The 17,312-nt window shown below is 67.5% G+C and carries 13 protein-coding genes; all 13 read right to left on the bottom strand.

Annotation, left to right across the window (positions count from 1 at the left end; genetic code table 11):
- Positions 1 to 52: 52 nt before the first annotated feature.
- Positions 53 to 547 (bottom strand): O-acetyl-ADP-ribose deacetylase, encoded by a 495-nt coding sequence (locus ACP15H_RS25730; RefSeq protein ID WP_425068976.1) that lies wholly within the window; start codon positions 545 to 547, stop codon positions 53 to 55.
- 19 nt (positions 548 to 566) lie between these two features.
- Positions 567 to 1,307, bottom strand: a complete 741-nt coding sequence (locus ACP15H_RS25725) for a DUF882 domain-containing protein (protein ID WP_425068975.1) — start codon at positions 1,305 to 1,307, stop codon at positions 567 to 569.
- Positions 1,308 to 1,349: 42 nt separating this feature from the next.
- Positions 1,350 to 2,759, bottom strand: coding sequence for a siroheme synthase CysG (gene cysG, locus ACP15H_RS25720; protein ID WP_425068974.1), 1,410 nt, complete (start codon positions 2,757 to 2,759; stop codon positions 1,350 to 1,352).
- A complete protein-coding gene (locus ACP15H_RS25715; RefSeq protein WP_425068973.1) occupies positions 2,756 to 5,419 on the bottom strand; it encodes a molybdopterin-dependent oxidoreductase in 2,664 nt (887 codons plus the stop codon). Before ACP15H_RS25715 ends, cysG begins: the two co-directional genes overlap by 4 nt.
- A complete protein-coding gene (locus tag ACP15H_RS25710; RefSeq protein ID WP_425064637.1) occupies positions 5,404 to 6,327 on the bottom strand; it encodes an IS110 family transposase in 924 nt (307 codons plus the stop codon). The genes ACP15H_RS25715 and ACP15H_RS25710 overlap by 16 nt, the downstream gene beginning before the upstream one ends.
- 309 nt (positions 6,328 to 6,636) lie before the next feature.
- Entirely contained in the window at positions 6,637 to 8,208 is a 1,572-nt protein-coding gene (locus ACP15H_RS25705) for a sulfite reductase subunit alpha (protein ID WP_425068972.1), read from the bottom strand.
- Positions 8,205 to 9,989 carry a NirA family protein gene (locus tag ACP15H_RS25700; RefSeq protein ID WP_425068971.1) on the bottom strand — a complete coding sequence of 595 codons (1,785 nt, stop codon included), beginning with the start codon at positions 9,987 to 9,989 and terminating at the stop codon, positions 8,205 to 8,207. Before ACP15H_RS25700 ends, ACP15H_RS25705 begins: the two co-directional genes overlap by 4 nt.
- On the bottom strand, positions 9,986 to 10,801 hold the full coding sequence (locus ACP15H_RS25695; protein ID WP_425068970.1) for an ABC transporter ATP-binding protein: 816 nt from the start codon (positions 10,799 to 10,801) through the stop codon (positions 9,986 to 9,988). The genes ACP15H_RS25700 and ACP15H_RS25695 overlap by 4 nt, the downstream gene beginning before the upstream one ends.
- Positions 10,802 to 10,812: 11 nt before the next feature.
- Positions 10,813 to 11,715 (bottom strand): nitrate ABC transporter permease, encoded by a 903-nt coding sequence (gene ntrB / locus ACP15H_RS25690; RefSeq protein ID WP_425069964.1) that lies wholly within the window; start codon positions 11,713 to 11,715, stop codon positions 10,813 to 10,815.
- The gene (locus ACP15H_RS25685) at positions 11,715 to 13,028 is read right to left on the bottom strand and encodes a CmpA/NrtA family ABC transporter substrate-binding protein (RefSeq protein ID WP_425068969.1); all 1,314 of its coding nucleotides are present in this window, start codon (positions 13,026 to 13,028) and stop codon (positions 11,715 to 11,717) included. The genes ntrB and ACP15H_RS25685 overlap by 1 nt, the downstream gene beginning before the upstream one ends.
- Entirely contained in the window at positions 13,018 to 14,241 is a 1,224-nt protein-coding gene (locus ACP15H_RS25680; protein WP_425068968.1) for a CmpA/NrtA family ABC transporter substrate-binding protein, read from the bottom strand. The genes ACP15H_RS25685 and ACP15H_RS25680 overlap by 11 nt, the downstream gene beginning before the upstream one ends.
- Before the next feature lie 433 nt (positions 14,242 to 14,674).
- Positions 14,675 to 15,262, bottom strand: coding sequence for an ANTAR domain-containing response regulator (locus ACP15H_RS25675; RefSeq protein ID WP_425068967.1), 588 nt, complete (start codon positions 15,260 to 15,262; stop codon positions 14,675 to 14,677).
- Between the two features lie 56 nt (positions 15,263 to 15,318).
- The gene (locus ACP15H_RS25670; protein ID WP_425068966.1) at positions 15,319 to 17,247 is read right to left on the bottom strand and encodes a protein kinase domain-containing protein; all 1,929 of its coding nucleotides are present in this window, start codon (positions 17,245 to 17,247) and stop codon (positions 15,319 to 15,321) included.
- Positions 17,248 to 17,312 lie beyond the last annotated feature (65 nt).

Raw genomic sequence — 17,312 nt, 5'->3', positions numbered from 1 at the left:
GAAGGCCTCTCCGCTTCGCGCCTTCGGCGCTGCGGTCGAGGCGACGGAGATTTTATCCGCCCAGGATCTCGCGATAGACGTCGGCCGTCGTCTTGTCGAAGCAGCAGAAGATCACGTGCTCGGGCATGCCGATCATGCGGACCTCGCGGACGGCGATGTCGGCGGCGGCTTCCCTGGGATAGCCGTAGATGCCGGTCGATATGGCGGGAAAGGCCATGCTTTGCAGGCCCTCGACCACGGCCAGCGCCAGCGCGTTGCGGTAGCAGCGGGCCAGCAGTTCGGGCTCGCCCTGCGTTCCGCCGCGCCAGACCGGACCGACCGTGTGAATGATGCGCCGTGCCTTGAGGCGATAGCCGCTGGTGATCCGGGCTTCGCCGGTCGGGCAGCCGCCCAGGCCGCGGCACTCGGCCAACAGTTCCGGACCGGCGGCGCGATGGATGGCGCCGTCGACGCCGCCGCCGCCCAGCAGGCTCTCGTTGGCGGCGTTGACGATGGCATCGACGTCGAGGTGCGTGATGTCGCCCTCGACGATCTCGATGCGGCTCATGCTGTTTCCAGCAGCGGCGTCACCAGTAACGAACGGGGCCGGTGTCGATGTGGACGAAGCCGGAGCGCGGGTAGAAGCCGACGCCGCCCATGTTGAGCGACCGGGCGGCCTGGCGGATGCGGAACACAGGAACGCCCGGGAAGCGGATGTCCATGGCATTGCCGTTCATGTGCTGGCTGTCGCGCGCCACGCCGCGGCTGACGCTGGCCAGCCAGGCGTTGCTCTCGGGCGAGCGGAAGGCCGACAGGACCTCGATCTGACCCGCGTAGCCGGAGATGCGGGCGGTGTGCCAGAGCACGTCGAACAGCAGCGGGTCCATTTCGGTCGTTCCGGCGTCGCGGCTGTCGCGCAGGAACTGGTTGAGCTGGTCGAGCGCGCTGCGGTGATAGGAGCCGTTCGACCAGTAGGTGACCGTCAGCTCTTCCTTGGTGTTGTAATTCACCAGGCTGAGGCTGCGGGGGCTGGTCTGGTCGAGCTCGGGGGTCGGAACCGGTGCCGACATCGCGGCCGGCGCGAACCCGCCATAGCGGGACCCGCGCAGCTGCTGCTGGGTGGCAGCCGGCGCCTTCTTCTGCTGGGCGGCAGCTTTCTGGACACTCGCCGACTTGGCGGGTGCAGCGGTCTTTTTCTTCGTGCTAGAGGTCTCGGCGGTCGCGGCGGTCTTTACTTTGGGAGCGCTTGAGGCGCCCGTATTGGTCTGGGCGAAGCCCGTGCCGGCAAATGCCAACAAGGTCGCCAGGCTCAGTACAAAACTACGCATCCGTGCCCCGGTATTGTTGCATTTTTGTCACAGACACCCTTATCAGAGACCCATTCTCGACTCAAAGTTAAATTCCTGATCGCGGGCGAGAGCCAGACCGACGACCGCACCCACCATGCAAAGAGTTGGGCCCGTCAGGAAGGCGCGCTGGGCCTGCCGATCGATGGTCGCCAGCGTGCCAACGACGCGACGCTCCCGATCGGTCGTACCATTTTCGATCAGGGCGACGGGCGTCGAGGCTGGCAGGCCGTGGGCGATGAGCTGCGACGCGATCTGGGCCAGCGCGCCCGCCCCCATGTAGATCACGACGGTCTGCCGTGGACGCGACAGCATCTTCCAGTCGAGATCGACCGTGCCGTTCTTCAGGTGGCCGGTGACCAGCACGCAGGCCTGGGCATGATCGCGATGGGTGAGCGGAATGCCCGCACTGGAGGCACATCCCAGGGCGGCCGTCACGCCGGGCACGACCTCGACGGCCACGCCCGCTTTCACCAGCGCCTCCACCTCCTCGCCGCCGCGCCCGAACACGAAGGGATCGCCACCCTTGAGCCGCACGACGCTCTTGCCCGCCCGGGCGAGCGCCACCAGCCGGTCGTTGATCTCCTCCTGCGGCACGCAATGGTTCGCCCGCCGCTTGCCGACATAGACCCGTTCGGCATCGCGCCGCGCCAGCGAGAGGATCTCGTCCGAAACCAGCCGGTCGTAGACCAGGACGTCGGCACGCTGCAGCAGGCGGTGCGCCTTGAGGGTGAGAAGGTCGGGATCGCCCGGCCCGGCGCCGACGAGATGGACCATGCCGGCCGACGGTGCCTCGCTGCGGAAGCCGTCCAGCAGCCGGATCAGTTCGCGGCGCGCGCCGATCTCGTCGCCGGCCAGGGCGAGCTCGCCGACCCGGCCTTCGAAGACGCGATCCCAGAAGCGGCGGCGGGCCCTCGGCACGACGAGGGTACGCCGCACTTGTTCACGGAAGACGTCGGCGAACCGCGCGAGCCGACCGAGGGCCGCCGGAAGGCTGCGTTCGATTTCGGCGCGGATGCGGGCTGCCAGCACCGGCGCGGTCCCTCCGGTCGAGACCGCGATCGTGATCGGCGAACGATCGATGATCGCCGGCATGATGAAGCTCGACAAAGCGGGCCGGTCGACGACGTTGACCGGGAGGCAGCGCCGCTGGGCGGCGGCCGACACGCGCGCCTGCATCGATTCGTCTTCGCTGGCCACGATGACAAGGGACATGCCCTCGAGGTCGCCTTCGTCGAAGTTGCAGCCGGCCCATGAGACATGACCCTCGGCGATGAACTGCGCGACCTCACCGCCAACCGTCTCCGCGATGAGCGAGACCTGCGCCCCGGCCTTGAGCAGCAGCTCGGCCTTGCGGGCAGCCGCATCGCCGCCACCGACGACCAGCGCACGCCGGCCCTTCAGCGACAGGAACAGCGGGAAGGTCTGCATCATGCCACCTTCATATGACGCGCCGCCCGCAGCAGAGCGCGGATCTCGGGACGGCAGGAGCCGCAGTTTGTGCCGGCTTGCGTCATCGCGCCGACGGTCGCCAGCGAGGTCGCGCCGTCGCTGATCGCGGCTTCGACAGCGCCGCATGACACGCCGAAACAGGCACAGATCTCGCCGCCGCGATGCATGTCGGTCCCACCATGCAGCAGCTCGTCGCGCTGCTTCATCGTGAGACGGTCGAGCGCCATGAACGGCGTGAAGCGATCGCGTGCCTCGACATCGTAGGTCGCCCCGAGTGTCAGCACGGCCTCGACCCGGCCATCGCTCACGACCGCGCCGACTCCGTTCTCACCGTCGAGCCACGGGCCGGGGTTGGTCGTACGCACGGCTGCGGACAGCGTTCGTTGTGCAACTGCGAAAGGCTGGTCGCCGGCAACGACGTAGGCGTGATAGCCGGCGCCCCTGATCCGCGCCCAGTAAGAAATCTCCGGCAACATGATCGGGCGACGAGCGAGAATCGTGCCATGCCACTGCATATCAAGCCGACGAATTTCGACGGGCGTGTGTTTCAGTTCCGGCTGACCGGAAAGGGGATCGACCGCAGGATTCACTGCAGCGTTGATGCGACCCGCGCGACTCACCTGCACGGTCCAATGCATGGGCGCAAAGGCCTCGCCGATGCGTAACGAGTCGGTCACATGGACACGCAGCACGCCCCTGCCCCATCGGCTCGACACCTCGGCGATGTCGCCGTCGACGAGGCCTCGAACCGAGGCATCGAGCGGATGCAGCTCGAGCATGGGCTCAGGCCGATGACCGGCGAGGCGCACCGATTTCCCGGTACGCGTCATCGTGTGCCACTGGTCACGCACGCGGCCGGTGTTGAGGATCAGCGGACGCTCTTCATCGGGCGCATTCACCGGCGTACGCGGCGTCGTGGCGATGAAACGTGCGCGGCGGTCGTCATGGAAGAAGCCGCCGTCGCCGAAGAAGCGCTTGTCGGCCCCACCGCCCCAGACGAACGGTTGCAACGACTCGTAGGCCGCATCGTCGATCGAAGCACAGGCGCCGATGTCGAAGTCGCGCCTGCCCCCATTCTCGAATCCGGAAAGGGCCGCGTGCTCGCGAAAGATGTCGGCGATACCGCGCCAGGCAAAGGCCTCGCCGTGACCCAGACGGCGCGCGACTTCGGCGAGGATCCACCAGTCCTGCTTCGCCTCGCCGGGCGGCGGCAGGAAAGGCCGTTGCCGCGAGATGCCGCGTTCGGAGTTGGTCACCGTGCCGTCCTTCTCCGCCCAGGCGAGGGCCGGCAGCCGGATACGGCAGGCATCGACCGTGTCGCTGGCACGGATCGCCTCGGAGACGATGGAGAGTTCGCACCCTCGTAAAGCCTCGCGCACCGCATCGGCGTCGGGAAGGCTGGCGACCGGATTGGTCGCCATGATCCACACCGCCTTGATACGGCCGGCGCGGACGCCCTCGAACAGCTCCACCGCCTTGAGACCGGGCCTGGTGGCCATGCGCGGCGCCCGCCAGAAGCGCGCGACCCGGTCGATCGCGGCAGGGCTGAAATCCATGTGCGCGGCGAGCGTGTTGGAGAGCGCGCCGACCTCGCGGCCGCCCATCGCGTTGGGCTGGCCGGTGATCGAGAAGGGACCCATCCCCGGACGGCCGATGCGTCCGGTCAGCAGGTGGCAGTTGATCAGCGCATTCACCTTGTCGACGCCGGCACTCGACTGATTCACGCCTTGCGAATAGAGCGTCACGACCTTTTCGGTGCGGGCGAACCAGTCGACGAAGGTCTCGACGTCGGCGCGCGACAGGCCGGAGGCCGCCCCGTCCGTCGCCCGCGCGGCGGCGAGCGCCGCGTCGAGACCCGATGTGTGCCGCTCGACGAAGCCGCGGTCGACGATACCGCGGTCGGCGAGGCCGGCCAGCAGCACGTTGAACAGCGCCACGTCGCTGCCCGGCTTCAGCGCCAGATGGAGATCGGCGATGTCGCAGGTCTCGGTGCGGCGAGGATCGACGACGACGATCTTCATCGACGGCCGCTTGTGCCTGGCGGCCTCGAGCCTCTGAAACAGGACGGGATGGCACCAGGCGAGGTTGCTGCCGACCAGCACCACCAGGTCGGCGAGCTCGAAATCCTCGTAGAGGCCCGGCACCGTGTCGCTGCCGAAGGCACGCTTGTGGCCCGCCACCGACGAGGCCATGCAGAGGCGCGAATTGGTATCGATGTTGGCGGTACCGAGGAAGCCTTTGATCAGCTTGTTGGCGGCGTAATAATCCTCGGTGAGGAGCTGGCCGGAAACATAGAAGGCGACGGCATCGGGCCCTTGTCGATCGATCGTGCGTTGCAATCCCGTCGCCACCGTGTCGAGCGCGACCTCCCACGACACACGCCGCCCGTCGATCTCGGGATGCAGGAGGCGATCCTCCAGCGACAGCGTCTCGCCCAGCGCCGCGCCCTTGGAGCACAGTCGTCCGCGATTGGCGGGATGGTCGTGGTCGGCTGCGATGTCCGCGCCCCCGTTGCCGTCGGGCGTCGCGACGATCCCGCATCCGACACCGCAATAGGGGCAAGTGGTGTGGACGGCGGTCGTCATGACGGCAAACACATCCTCACCCTGAGCGACCGTCGTGTTGGTCAAGCGTTTGCCCATTGTTTTCTGTCCCTGAGGATGGCGTTGAGGATGGTCACGAGCTTGCGCATGCAAGCGACGATGGCGACCTTTGCCGGCTTTCCTGCGGCGCGCAGGCGATGATAGGTCAGCGCCAAGGGCAGCTTGCGGCGGATGGAGACGAGGATGCTCATGTAGAGGGCAGCCCGTACGACGGGTCGTCCTCCCGCGATGGTACGGCGGCCACGCAAGGTGCCGCTGTCGCGATTGAACGGGGCGACGCCGGTCAGGGAAGCAATCTCGCGTCGGCCGAGACGGCCCAGTTCAGGCAGTTCGGCGATCAGGGTGCGGGCGATCCTGGGCCCGATGCCGGGAACGCTGATCAGAAGGTCCTCCGCTTCCCGCCAGGTCGGTGTTCCCCGGACGGCGGTGTCGATGTCGTCGTCGATCTGTTCGAGCTGGGCCTTCAAGGTGGCAAGCACGCGATCGACGCTCTTGAGGGTGCGTCGAACTGTGAGCATGCGCCGGCGATTGCTCTCGGCCCCGATCATCTCGACGAGCTGACGGCGGCGGGCCATCAGTTCGCCCAACAGTCTGGACTGCTCGTCAGCGAGCGGTCGCGCCGGTGGGTTCACCGCCTCGGCGAAGTGGGCGATGACAGCGGCATCCAGCGCATCGGTCTTGGCCAGCCGTGCGGTGGCCCGGGCGAAGTCTCGGATCTGCCGTGGATTGACGACCGCCACGGGCAGGCCCGCCGCGCCCAGGCCTGCCGCCACGATCGTCTCGAAGCCACCGGTTGCTTCGAGCACGATCAGAGCAGGTGCCATTTTACTCAGCCGCCCAATCAGGTCCTCGATGCCTTCTCCGTCGCGGGCAACGGTGAAGGCCTCGCCGGCGGGGCGCACATGAACATCCAGGCGCTCTTTCGCCACATCGATACCTACGAACATGGATCTTGGCTCCCATCCTTGCGCATGCGGGCTCGCGGTTCGGCCCAGGCGACCGTTCGGGATCACAAAATCAACGGTGGAGGCGCCGAGCTCAGGGACGGGCTTGGAGGCCCCAGGAGCCTGCGGGCTCTCCACCGAGACCGCACCTGCAACTCTACGCCGGCGCGGCCGTGTCTTGATACAAGGAGCACTCCGCAGGAGTGCGTCTCGAAGGGTGGGTACACGCACCGCGTCCGTTGCCCATCTTTCGAGACGCCGTGCTGCGCACGGCTCCTCAGGATGAGGGATTCAATTGCAAAGCGAGGGCCTTCAGTACACATCGCGCTGATAACGGCCGGCCTTGGCGAGCCCGTCCAGCCAGGCTCTCGCCTCGATGGTGCTCTTGCCGCCCGGTCCCATGGCAATGTCCATCAAAGCCGTCTCGACATCCTTGGCCATGCGCTTGGCGTCGCCGCAGACATAGAAGTGTGCGCCCTGCTCGAACCAGGCCCAGAGTTCCTCCGCATTCTCGCGCATGCGGGTCTGAACGTAAATCTTCTCGGCCTGGTCGCGCGAAAAAGCGAGGTCCAGACGGGACAGGACGCCCCGGCGTTGCCAGTCCATGATCTGGTCCTCATAGAGAAAATCCGTCGAGCGCTTCTGGTCGCCGAAGAAGAGCCAGTTCCTCCCTTTCGCGCCGCGCGCGTCGCGTTCTTCGAGAAAGGCGCGGAACGGTGCGATGCCCGTACCCGGCCCCACCATGATGGCGGGCGCTGCATCGTCGACCGGCGGGGCGAAGCCGTGGCTCTTCTGCACGAACACCGGGATGACATCGCCCGGTTTGGCGAAATCGGCGAGGTAGCAGGAGCCGATGCCGGTGCGCGTGCGATCGTTGGTGTCCCAGCGCACGGCCGACACGGTGAGGTGGACTTCGCGCGGATGCGCCTTGGGCGACGAGGCGATCGAGTAGAGGCGCGGCTGCAGCCGGTCGAGCGACTTCAGGAGGCCGGGCAGCGACGGCGACACCGACGGGAAGGCCAGCAGCAGATCGAGGAGATCGGCCTCCGCCAGTTCCGGCGGTCCCTCGCCCGCCGCGAGCGCCTGGAGCTTGAGCGCCTCCTCGCCGTTGAAGGCGCGCGTCGCCAGGAACAGCATGCACTCGTCGCTGGGGCGGGCAATGTCGACCTTGCTGAGCAGGGCCTGTCGCAGCGGCAGCGCCTCGTGATCGATGCCGACCATCTCCTCGCCGGTGGCGCCCAGGCGATCGAGCACCGCTTGGACGAGCTGCGGGTTCTTGCGCGCGAAGACGCCGAGACTGTCGCCTGCCTCGTAGGTGACGTCGCTGGCCGAGAGGTCGAGCACGACGTGCCGCACGTCCTTCTCCGAACCGGGGCGGTTCAGGGGATGGGCGTCGACCAGGGTGGCGAGTGCCGGGCGGTCGCGCGAGAAGCCGACCGGACCGGCGGGCTTCACCGAAGGCGCGGCCACGGCCGAGCCGTCGCGCATCGGCTCGAGCGCGGCCACGAGTTCCTTCACCTTGCGCTGCGTTTCCTTGCCGCCCGGCACGCAACGGCCCATGTCGGCTTCCGCGCCAGACCACACCGCCTCGGCATAGGTCTGGCAAAGATATCCGCACTGGCCGCAATCGAGCTGCGCCATCGCAGCCATCAGCTGACGCTCGGGCTTGGTGTCCTTCGCGAGTTCGAGCCGCTCGGCGAGCGACAGCGCCGCATCATGCCAGGGGAAATCCTCCGGCTCGGCGGGCTCCGCCGCGTCCGTGTCCGCCGCCCCGCCGTTCACGCCGAGATAGGCCGCGAAGAAGCCGTTCAGCCAGGCGCGCTGCTCCGTCGAGAACGGCGCGTTCTCCGGAATGATCTGCGGGATCGGCGAGAGCGCGTTCATGCCGCGAGCGCCCGCAACGGGGCACGCTCGGCCAGATCGCGCAGCGCGGCGATGTCGTGGCGGCGGCAGAACTCGAAGAAGGAGTCGGCCGGCGACTCGCGGTGCGCGAGATAGGCCGCCAGCAGCCTCTCCAGCAGCGGCGGCAGCTCGTCATAGGCGACCGAGGCCGCGTACTCGCGCGCCATCGCCTGCTCCGCCGTCGAGGCCGCGCCGCCGCCGATGAAGACGTGATAGCCCTCGACACTTTCCTCGCCGCGCTCGACCTTGGCCGCGATCAGGCCGATGTCGCCGATGTAATGCTGGGCGCAGGAATGATGGCAGCCGGTCAGATGGATGTTGATCGGCGTGTCGAGCGCCAGCCGCATCTCGAGATAATCGGCGAGCTTCAGCGCATGACCCTTGGTGTTCGAGGCCGCGAACTTGCAGCCGGCATTGCCGGTGCAGGCCACCAGGCCGCGCCGGATGGCGCTCGCCTCGACTCCGAGTCCGAGCGCGGCGATGGCCGCGATGCAGACGCCGACATCGCGATCGGCCACGTCGGAGATCAGCAGGTTCTGCCACACGGTGAAGCGGATCGTGCCGCTGCCGAAGCGTTGCGCGATCTCGGCGAGGCCGCGCATCTGCTCGGCCGTCACGCGTCCCACCGGCAGCACCAGGCCGAGATAGTTGAGGCCTGCCTGCTTCTGGGGATGGACGCCGATATGCCCGTGCTTGTCGGCCAGCGCGCGTGGTGTCACCTGCGCGCCCGCCGCCCGGCGCAGCTTTGCTCCGTATTCCTTCTCGACCTCCGCGACGAACGCGTCGCGGCCCATGCGGTCGATCACGTATTTCAGCCGCGCCTTCTGGCGGTTGGTGCGGTCGCCGTGGATCGCGAACGCCCGCACGACGGCCCCCGCCACAGTCACGCACTCCTCGGGCTTCAGCAGGATGCCGGTCTCGAAGGCGAAATCGAGATGACCAGTGATGCCGCCGAGCTGGAGGCGGAAATAGATGCCGGGATCGAACCCCTCGCCGCCGGTCACCTCGGTCGCAACGAAGCCGATGTCGTTGGTATCTTCCAGCACCGGCACGCGACCGCCCCCGTCGAAGGCGATGTTGAACTTGCGTGGCAGGCCGTACATCTCGCGATGATTGAGGATGTAGTGATGCATCGCGCGGCACAGCGGCCGCGTGTCGTAGAGCTCCTGCGGGTCGATGCCGGCGGTCGGGCTGCCGGTGATGTTGCGGATATTGTCGGCGCCCGAGCCGCGCGCCGTCAGCCCGAGATCCTGCACCGCCAGCAGGAGGTCGACCGCGGCCTGCGCCGGAATTTCACGGATCTGCAGGTTGGCCCGCGTCGTCACGTCGGCATAGCCGCCGCCGAAGGACTCCGCCGCATCGGCCAGGCCGCGCATCTGCCAGGCGTTCAGGATGCCGTTGGGAATGCGCAGCCGGCACATGAAGGAATTCTCGGCCGGCGCGACGTAGAACAGCCCATGGTATTTGGTGAGGAAGACGTCCATGCCCTTGGGGAACTGTCCCGCCTCGGCGCGGCCCACCACCTCGTCCCAGCGGTCGAGCGGATGGCGCGCGCGCTTGGCGGTTTCCTCGGCGACCAGCTTGCCGCCCGCAGCCACGGCACGATCCTGGGCGGCGTGCTGCAGGGCATCGGGACCGATCGGCGGCGCAGCCCCGGGACCGGGAGCGCGCGACGCAAGCTTGTCAGCCGCCTTGCGCGCCTCGATGCCGCTGACGAAGCCCTGCAGCCACTGCTTCTGAGCGTCGTCGAATTCTTCGCTCATGCGGCCCGTGCCGGAACCCTGTGGCGTGCGTAGAGGAACTCGAGCACAGCGGCACGGCAGCGCGCATATTCCGCGTCGGTCGCGAGCTCGAGCCGGCGGCGCGGCCGGGCCAGGTTGATCGGCAGGATTTCGCCGATGGTGGCGGCAGGGCCGTTGGTCATCATCACCACGCGATCCGACAACAGCACCGCCTCGTCGACGTCGTGGGTGATCATCAGCACCGTGTTGCCGAGCTTGGCGTGGATCTCCATGACGCTGTCCTGAAGATGGGCGCGGGTCAGCGCGTCGAGGGCGCCGAACGGCTCGTCCATCAGCAGCACCTTGGGCTGCATGGCGAGCGCCCGGGCGATGCCCACCCTCTGCTTCATGCCGCCCGACACTTCGTGCGGCCGCTTGTCCTTGGCCTGGGCCATCTGCACGAGTTCGAGATTGTGCATGACCCAGTCGTGGCGCTCGGCCTTGGTCTTCCCCTTGCCTTGGGAACCGCCGAACACCTTGTCGACGGCGATGGCGATGTTGCCGTAGACCGTGAGCCACGGCAGCAGCGAGTGGTTCTGGAATACGATGGCGCGGTCGGGGCCGGGTTCGTCGACCACCTTGCCTTCGAGGAAGACCTCGCCGCTGGTCGACTTCAGCAGGCCGCCCAGGATGTTGAGCAAGGTCGACTTGCCGCATCCGGAATGGCCGATCATCGAGACGAATTCGCCCCGCTCGATGCGCAGGTTCACGTCGCGCAGCACTTCCGTCGCCATCTGGCCGCGGCGGAAGTTCATGCCGATTTGTTCGAACTTGAGGTAGGCGCTGGTGGGCATGGTCTGTGCTCCTACTGCGTCGAGACGCCGTGCGAGACGAAATGACCGACCGTGGCGATCAGCTTGTCGAGCAGGAAGCCGACGATGCCGATATAGACCAGGGCCACGATGATGTCGGAGATGCGCGAGCTGTTCCACGCGTCCCAGATGAAGAAGCCGATGCCGACGCCGCCGATCAGCATCTCGGCCGCCACGATGGCGAGCCAGCTCAGGCCGACACCGATTCGCAGGCCGGTGAAGATGTAGGGCACGGTGGCCGGCAGCGTGATCTTGTAGAAGACCTCCCACCAGGAGAGCCGGATCACCGCCGCGACGTTGCGATAGTCCTGCGGAATGTTCCGCACGCCCACCGACGTATTGATGATGATCGGCCAGATCGAGGTGATGAAGATCACGAACAGGGCCGAGGGATCGGCATGGCGGAAGCCCGCCAGCGACAGCGGCAGCCAGGCGAGCGGCGGGACGGTGCGCAGGACCTGGAAGATCGGATCGAGGCCGCGCATCGCCCAGGTGCTCTGTCCCACCAGAACGCCGAGCGCGATGCCGACCACGGCGGCGAGGCTGAAGCCGATCGCGACGCGCCCCAGGCTCTTGGAGATCTGCCAGAAGGCACCCTTGTCGATGCCGCCATTGTCGTAGAACGGATCGGCGATGAAGTCCCACGCGTCCGACACCACCTTGGTCGGCGGCGGCAGGCGCGCGCCGGGCTCCGAACACAGGAGCTGCCAGACGAACAGCGTGATCGAGAGCACGATGAGCGGCGGCAGGACGACCGCCACCACATGTCGCGCGAACTCCATCGCGCGCTCCAAGACCGGCCGCACGGGCGGCCGGAAGGCAACGATCTCGGCGGAGGATTCCGGCACGGGAACGGCGGTGGCCACGGACACGGCGGCTTTGGCGGCTGCCTGCATCACGCCACCTTCTTGATCTGAAGGGCGGCGAGATAGGCCTTCGGATCGGCCGGATCGAACACCTTGCCGTCGAAAAAGGTCTCCTTGCCGCGCGACGTGCCGGCCGGCATGTCGCTCGCCGCGACACCGATCGCCTTGGCGGCCTCACGCCACAGATCCTCGCGATTGACCTTGCCGATGATCGCCTTGGTGTCGAGGTCGGGCGCCATCATGCCCCAGCGCTGGTTCTCGGTGAGGAACCACAGCTCATGGCTCTGATAGGGATACGAGGCGTAGTCGCGCCAGAACTTCATCGACAGGTCGCGGTTGTCGATCTTGCGGCCATCGCCGTAATTCACCTTGCCCTCGATGCGGTTGATGATGTCGGCCGGCGGGCAGTTGAACCACTGGCGCTTGCCCACGATCTCCGACAGTTCCTTGGCGTTCTCCAGCTTGTCGCACCACTGCGCGGCTTCGAGGACCGCCTGCAACACCGCCAGTGCCGCCTTGGGATTCTTGTCGACCCAGTCGGCACGCATGCCGAGGCTCTTCTCCGGATGGTTCTTCCAGAGATCGCCGGTGGTGCAGGCGGAATAGCCGATGCCCTGGTTGACCAGCTGCTCGTTCCACGGCTCGCCGACGCAGAAGGCCTCCATGCTGCCGACCTTCATGTTGGCCACCATCTGCGGCGGCGGCACGACGATGGTCGAGACGTCCTTTTCCGGGTCGATGCCGCCGGCGGCCAGCCAGTAGCGGATCCACAGATCGTGCGTGCCGCCGCGGAAGGTCATGGCGCACTTCACTTCCTTGCCGCCGGCTTTCATCTTGGCGAAGGCGGCCTTGAGCGGCTCCGCATTCACGGTTGCGCCGGTCGGCATCAGTTCCTTCGCGACGGAGATCGCCTGTCCGTTCGTGTTGAGGCGAGACAGGATGTACATCGGCACCGGCTTGTTCTCCGGCGTCGTGAGGCCCAGCGAGATCTGATAGGGCTTGGGCGTGAGAATGTGGGCGCCGTCGATGCCGCCCGAACCGGAGCCCAGCACGATGTTGTCGCGGGTCGTTCCCCACGAGGCTTGCTTGGCGATGTTGGCATCGGTGATGCCGTACTTGTCGAACAGCTTCTTTTCCTTCGCCACGATCAGCGGCGAGGAGTCGGTGAGCGCGATGAATCCCAGCGTGACCTTGTTGGTCTCGGGTCCACCGGCCTGCGCGAAGGCGCCGCCCGGGAAGGAGGCACGCACCGCGCTCATCAGGGCGGCCGTCGCCGTCGCGGCACCGACATTCTTGAGGATCTGGCGCCGGCCAAGGCCTTTGCGGCCGTTCCTATTTTCCATGAAGGCTCTCCTGCTGTCTGAATGTCGTTGAGGTTTCTTTGCTGGGGTCGAACACCGACCCGTCGAGGAAACTGTCCGGCCCCATCGCCACCGGCGCGCCGTTGGTCGGGAGGATCCAGGGATCGGGATGGGCGCCCTCGATCTTGCGGTCGATGAGGGGGCACGGCAGGCCGAGCTCGCTCGCCGCGGCGCGGTAGATGTCACTGCGGAAGACGCGATCGGCGACGGCGCGCATGTCGGCGCGCGGCGCCACCTGACCCCAGCGCACCATCTGCGACAGGTACCAGTCGGCGTGGCTGCGCCACGGGAAGTTGGCGAGCTGGCGATGGAAGATGTGGAAGTCGGGCAGGCTGAGCGACCGCGCGATGACCTCGGCGGGTACGTTGAGGAACCGCGGCGTCGCCAGGATGCGGGCCGCTTCCGGCCGGTTGGCCGGCTCGTCGAGCCAGGCGCCGGCCTCGGTGATGGCCTTGACCAGGGCGATCAGGGTTTTCGGATTGCGCTGTGCCCAGGCTTCCGTGGTGCCGAGCATCTTCTCCGGCATCGAGTCCCAGATCTGCCGGCTCGACGCCGCGATGCGGCCAATGCCGAGCGAGGCGGACTGCTGGTTCCACGGTTCGCCCACGCAGTAGCCGTCGATCGTGCCGCCCGAGAGGTGCGCCACCATGTGCGGCGGCGGCACGACGGTGAGCCGCACGTCGCGGTCGGGGTCGATGCCGCCCGATGCCAGCCACAGGCGCAGCAGGTGGTTGTGCGAGGAATAGGTGAAGACCGATGCAAGCGTGATCGGCGGCCGGCCCTCCCGCGCGCGGCGCGCGACCACGGCAGCCAGCGCCCGCACATCGAGCGGCGCGCCGGCCGGCAGGTTGTCGCCCACGAATTCGGGCGCGGCCTCCTCGATCTCCCGCCACAGCCCGTTCGACAGCGTGATCGAGTTGCCGTTGAGATGCAGCGTCATGGCCGCGATCATCGGGACGTTGACGCTGTCGATGCCGAGCGTGGTGGCGAGCGGCATGGGCGAGAGCATGTGCGCCGCGTCGAGCAGGCCGACCGCGAGCTTGTCGCGGATGTTCGACCACGAGACTTCGCGGCGCAGCTCCACGTCGAGGCCGTGGCGCTCGTAGAGGCCGAGCACCTCCGCGAACAGCAGCGGTGCGCAGTCGATGAGGGGAATGAACCCCACCGTCACCTTCGGTCGCTCGACGTGTCCCACGACGCTTCACTCCAAAAAAAAACGCCCCAGACGGCCGCATGCTTGGCGACCGTGTGGGACGTCATTGTCCGGGAGGGCAGACCGCCATTGGCCTGCCCGAAATTCAGGAGCCGCCCGTCATTGGGCGCCTCGCCGGTGAATCAGCAGAAAACATGCCAACCGCCGGGACCGCGGCCGCAATTCCGTAAATGGCTGATCAGACTAGAAAATTCGGCAAAGGCTTCGCCCCGCCGGAAACTTCACACTGGAAGGGCGGCGACAACGTCTGCCCGCTTACGCGCCAGTGCCGCCAAAGAGGCAGGCAGTTCGCCCGAAGCGAAGGTTCCCTCACTTCGTTTGGGATGACAGATTTCTTGAGGGTTGGCGCGGTGCGTCGCCGCAGAAAAAGCTGTCATCCCGAACGAAGTGTGGGACCTTTGATTTCCGGCACCCGTCAGAACTTGAGCGCCTTGGCGTATGTCAGGAGATCCTGGGCGACCTCGCCGATGCGCTTGTTCTGGTCCATCGCGAGCTTGCGCAGCAGCTTGTAGGCCGCTTCCTCGCCAATCCCCTTCTGCTCCATCAGCAGGCCCTTGGCGCGATCGACCGTCTTGCGCTCGACCAGCGACAGGCGCGCGCGCTCTAGTTCCTCACGCATCGTGTGATAGCGATTGAAGTGCGCGACCGCGACATCGACGACCGGTTGCACGCGATCCTGCGTCAGACCTTTCACGACATAGGCCGAGACGCCCGCCTCCATCCCGGCGGCGATCGTCGCCGGGTCGGAGCGGTCGGCGAACAGCGCGATGGGCCGCGGCTGCTGCTCGGTCGTGCGCCGCAGATCCTCGATCGCGTCGCGGCCGGGACTGTCGATGCTGATCACGATGACGTCGGGCTGCAGGACACTGACCCGCGTCGCGAGATCGTAGGTGCCGTCGAGCCGCGCCAGCAACACATAGCCGGCATCGCGCAGTCCTGACTCCACGATCTCGGCGCGGGTGGGATTGTCGTCGATCAGCACGACGGAAAGCGGTTTAGACACGGGCGGCGGCTGCAACTCTCTTCAAGCCGCGGGGCGCAACTTCCGTGCCACCGATGTTACGGCGCCGGTTCGACGAGCTTTCCGTCCGCCCAGCGTCCCGGCCGCATCTTGCCGTCGGCATCGGTGACCTGGCCGTAGCCGTTGCGCTGTCCGCCGCGAAAGCCGCCTTCGTAGCGCTCGCGCTCGCCGATGCGTTCGACTCCCGGCCCGTCGAGCAGGTCGCCGTGAAACTCGCCGGCCTGCACGACATTCGGCTCGGCCAGGGTGCGGCGAAGGCCGAGGCCCTCGAGCCGGCCGCCCACGAAGTTGCCCTCCGACCGCTCGGCGCCCGGCTTCTCGCGAAGGCCCAGTCCTGTCGACTTGCCTTCCTTCCACTGCCCGGCATAGCGCGTGTCGTCGGCAAGCCGCACCGTGCCGAGACCGTTCATCAGGTCGGCGCTCCAGTCCCCGGCCTGGCGTTCGCCATTGCCGAGTTCGGCGACGCCCAGCCCCTGCCGTTTGCCGTCGACGACCTGACCGACATAGCTGGCGCCGCTGCCGTACGTCAGGCGTTCGCTGTTCTCGAGATCGGGGCGTGCGGCGCGGGCCGCCACGATGCGGGCTTCGCCTGCCATGGCGCGCGCCGCGCGCGCGGCTTCCTCGGCGCGGTCGAACACCGCCCGTGCTTCGGTTGCCGCGCGCGCGGCCTGGTCGGCCAGCGCCTTCTGAGGCGATGTGCCGGGCGCCGTGACGGGCGGTTTGGGTGGAGCCTGAGCCGGCGTCGTCGCGGCCGGCGGAACGGGCGTGGGTGTCGCGGCTGCCTGGGAGGGTTCCGTCGGAACGCCGATCGGAACCGGCGACGGCAGGGTTGCCTGTGTCTCCACCGTCGGCGGGCCGAGGAGGCGCTCGCGAATTTGCGGCGCGTACTTCCACCCGGCGATGGCGGCCAGCACCAGCAGCGCGATCGGCAGACGCCGGCGGCCGAACCCTTTTCGACGCGTGGCCGGAGGCTCGACGGAGGGTTCCTCGGCGGGAGACCGGCTCGCGCCGCCGAGGCGCGGCCCCGACGCGACCTGTGCCGGCGCGGGCTCGGTCTGCATGCGTTGCGTCGGGGCATCCTCGACGCGCGGCAGCGAACCGGCGAACAGCGTGCGCCATTCGGCAATCGACTGCGGCCGCTGCTCGGGGGCGAACGCCAGGCCCCGGTCGATCGCCGACAGCATTGCCGGATCGAAACGATCGGCATGGCTCGCCGCGAGCGGACGGTAGGGGTCGGTGCCCACGCGGCTCACCGCCTCGGGCGGCGGCGAACCCGTGATCGTGTGATGCAGCACCGCCGCCGTCGCATAGATGTCGGTCCACGGCCCCTGCTTGCCGTCCATCGCGTATTGCTCGATCGGCGCATATTGCGGCGTCAGGATGCTGGTCAGGGTACGGGTGCGGCCGCCCATCGCCTGACGTGCCGCACCGAAGTCGATCAGGATGGGCACGCCATCGCGGCGGACGATGACGTTCGACGGCTTGATGTCGCGGTGCAGGAAGCCCTGGGCGTGAACGGCGCCGAGGCCGCTCAGCATGCCGTCGGTCAGGCGGCGGATCTCGTCGGGCTGCAGGCGGCGGCCGGGCTGGCGCAGCAGCTGAGCGACGCTGTGGCCGTCCTCGAATTCCATGACCGTATAGGCGGTGCCGTTGGCCTCGAAGTAGCGCAGCACCGGCACGATATGGACATGACGGAAGCGCGCCAGCGCCCGCGCTTCGTCGAGGAAGCGCTCTCGCCCCCAGGTGAAATCATCGGCGAAGCGCGAGCCGCGCGGCGCCACCTGGCCATCGGCCCGGCGAGTTGCGAACTCGACGGGCATGTATTCCTTGATGGCGACGAACTTGGCGAGCTGGGTGTCGAAGGCCCGATAGGTGATGCCGAAGCCGCCATGGCCGATCAGCGCGTCGAGGCGATAATCGCCCAGTCGCGTGCCGATCGGCAAAGCTTGATCGTGTTCTGCTGTCATGGGCACGCGCAACCTCGGCCCCTAAATGCGCGCTCCCGGCCAGCCGCACAAGCGGCTGGTTCGCG

This window comes from Reyranella sp., assembly GCF_965249915.1.
Taxonomy (GTDB): Bacteria; Pseudomonadota; Alphaproteobacteria; order Reyranellales; family Reyranellaceae; genus Reyranella.
The sequence above is the reverse complement of the archived record's forward strand: the minus strand, read 5'-3'. Positions and strand labels throughout refer to the sequence as shown.

What these genes read in the sequence shown, in the direction of transcription:
- ntrB (WP_425069964.1), bottom strand. Translation starts at nt 11,715, where the DNA reads ATGCAGGCAGCCGCCAAAGCCGCCGTGTCCGTGGCCACCGCCGTTCCC.
- ACP15H_RS25710 (WP_425064637.1), bottom strand. Translation starts at nt 6,327, where the DNA reads ATGTTCGTAGGTATCGATGTGGCGAAAGAGCGCCTGGATGTTCATGTG.
- ACP15H_RS25700 (WP_425068971.1), bottom strand. Translation starts at nt 9,989, where the DNA reads ATGAGCGAAGAATTCGACGACGCTCAGAAGCAGTGGCTGCAGGGCTTC.
- ACP15H_RS25730 (WP_425068976.1), bottom strand. Translation starts at nt 547, where the DNA reads ATGAGCCGCATCGAGATCGTCGAGGGCGACATCACGCACCTCGACGTC.
- cysG (WP_425068974.1), bottom strand. Translation starts at nt 2,759, where the DNA reads ATGATGCAGACCTTCCCGCTGTTCCTGTCGCTGAAGGGCCGGCGTGCG.
- ACP15H_RS25695 (WP_425068970.1), bottom strand. Translation starts at nt 10,801, where the DNA reads ATGCCCACCAGCGCCTACCTCAAGTTCGAACAAATCGGCATGAACTTC.
- ACP15H_RS25670 (WP_425068966.1), bottom strand. Translation starts at nt 17,247, where the DNA reads ATGACAGCAGAACACGATCAAGCTTTGCCGATCGGCACGCGACTGGGC.
- ACP15H_RS25725 (WP_425068975.1), bottom strand. Translation starts at nt 1,307, where the DNA reads ATGCGTAGTTTTGTACTGAGCCTGGCGACCTTGTTGGCATTTGCCGGC.
- ACP15H_RS25715 (WP_425068973.1), bottom strand. Translation starts at nt 5,419, where the DNA reads ATGGGCAAACGCTTGACCAACACGACGGTCGCTCAGGGTGAGGATGTG.
- ACP15H_RS25685 (WP_425068969.1), bottom strand. Translation starts at nt 13,028, where the DNA reads ATGGAAAATAGGAACGGCCGCAAAGGCCTTGGCCGGCGCCAGATCCTC.
- ACP15H_RS25705 (WP_425068972.1), bottom strand. Translation starts at nt 8,208, where the DNA reads ATGAACGCGCTCTCGCCGATCCCGCAGATCATTCCGGAGAACGCGCCG.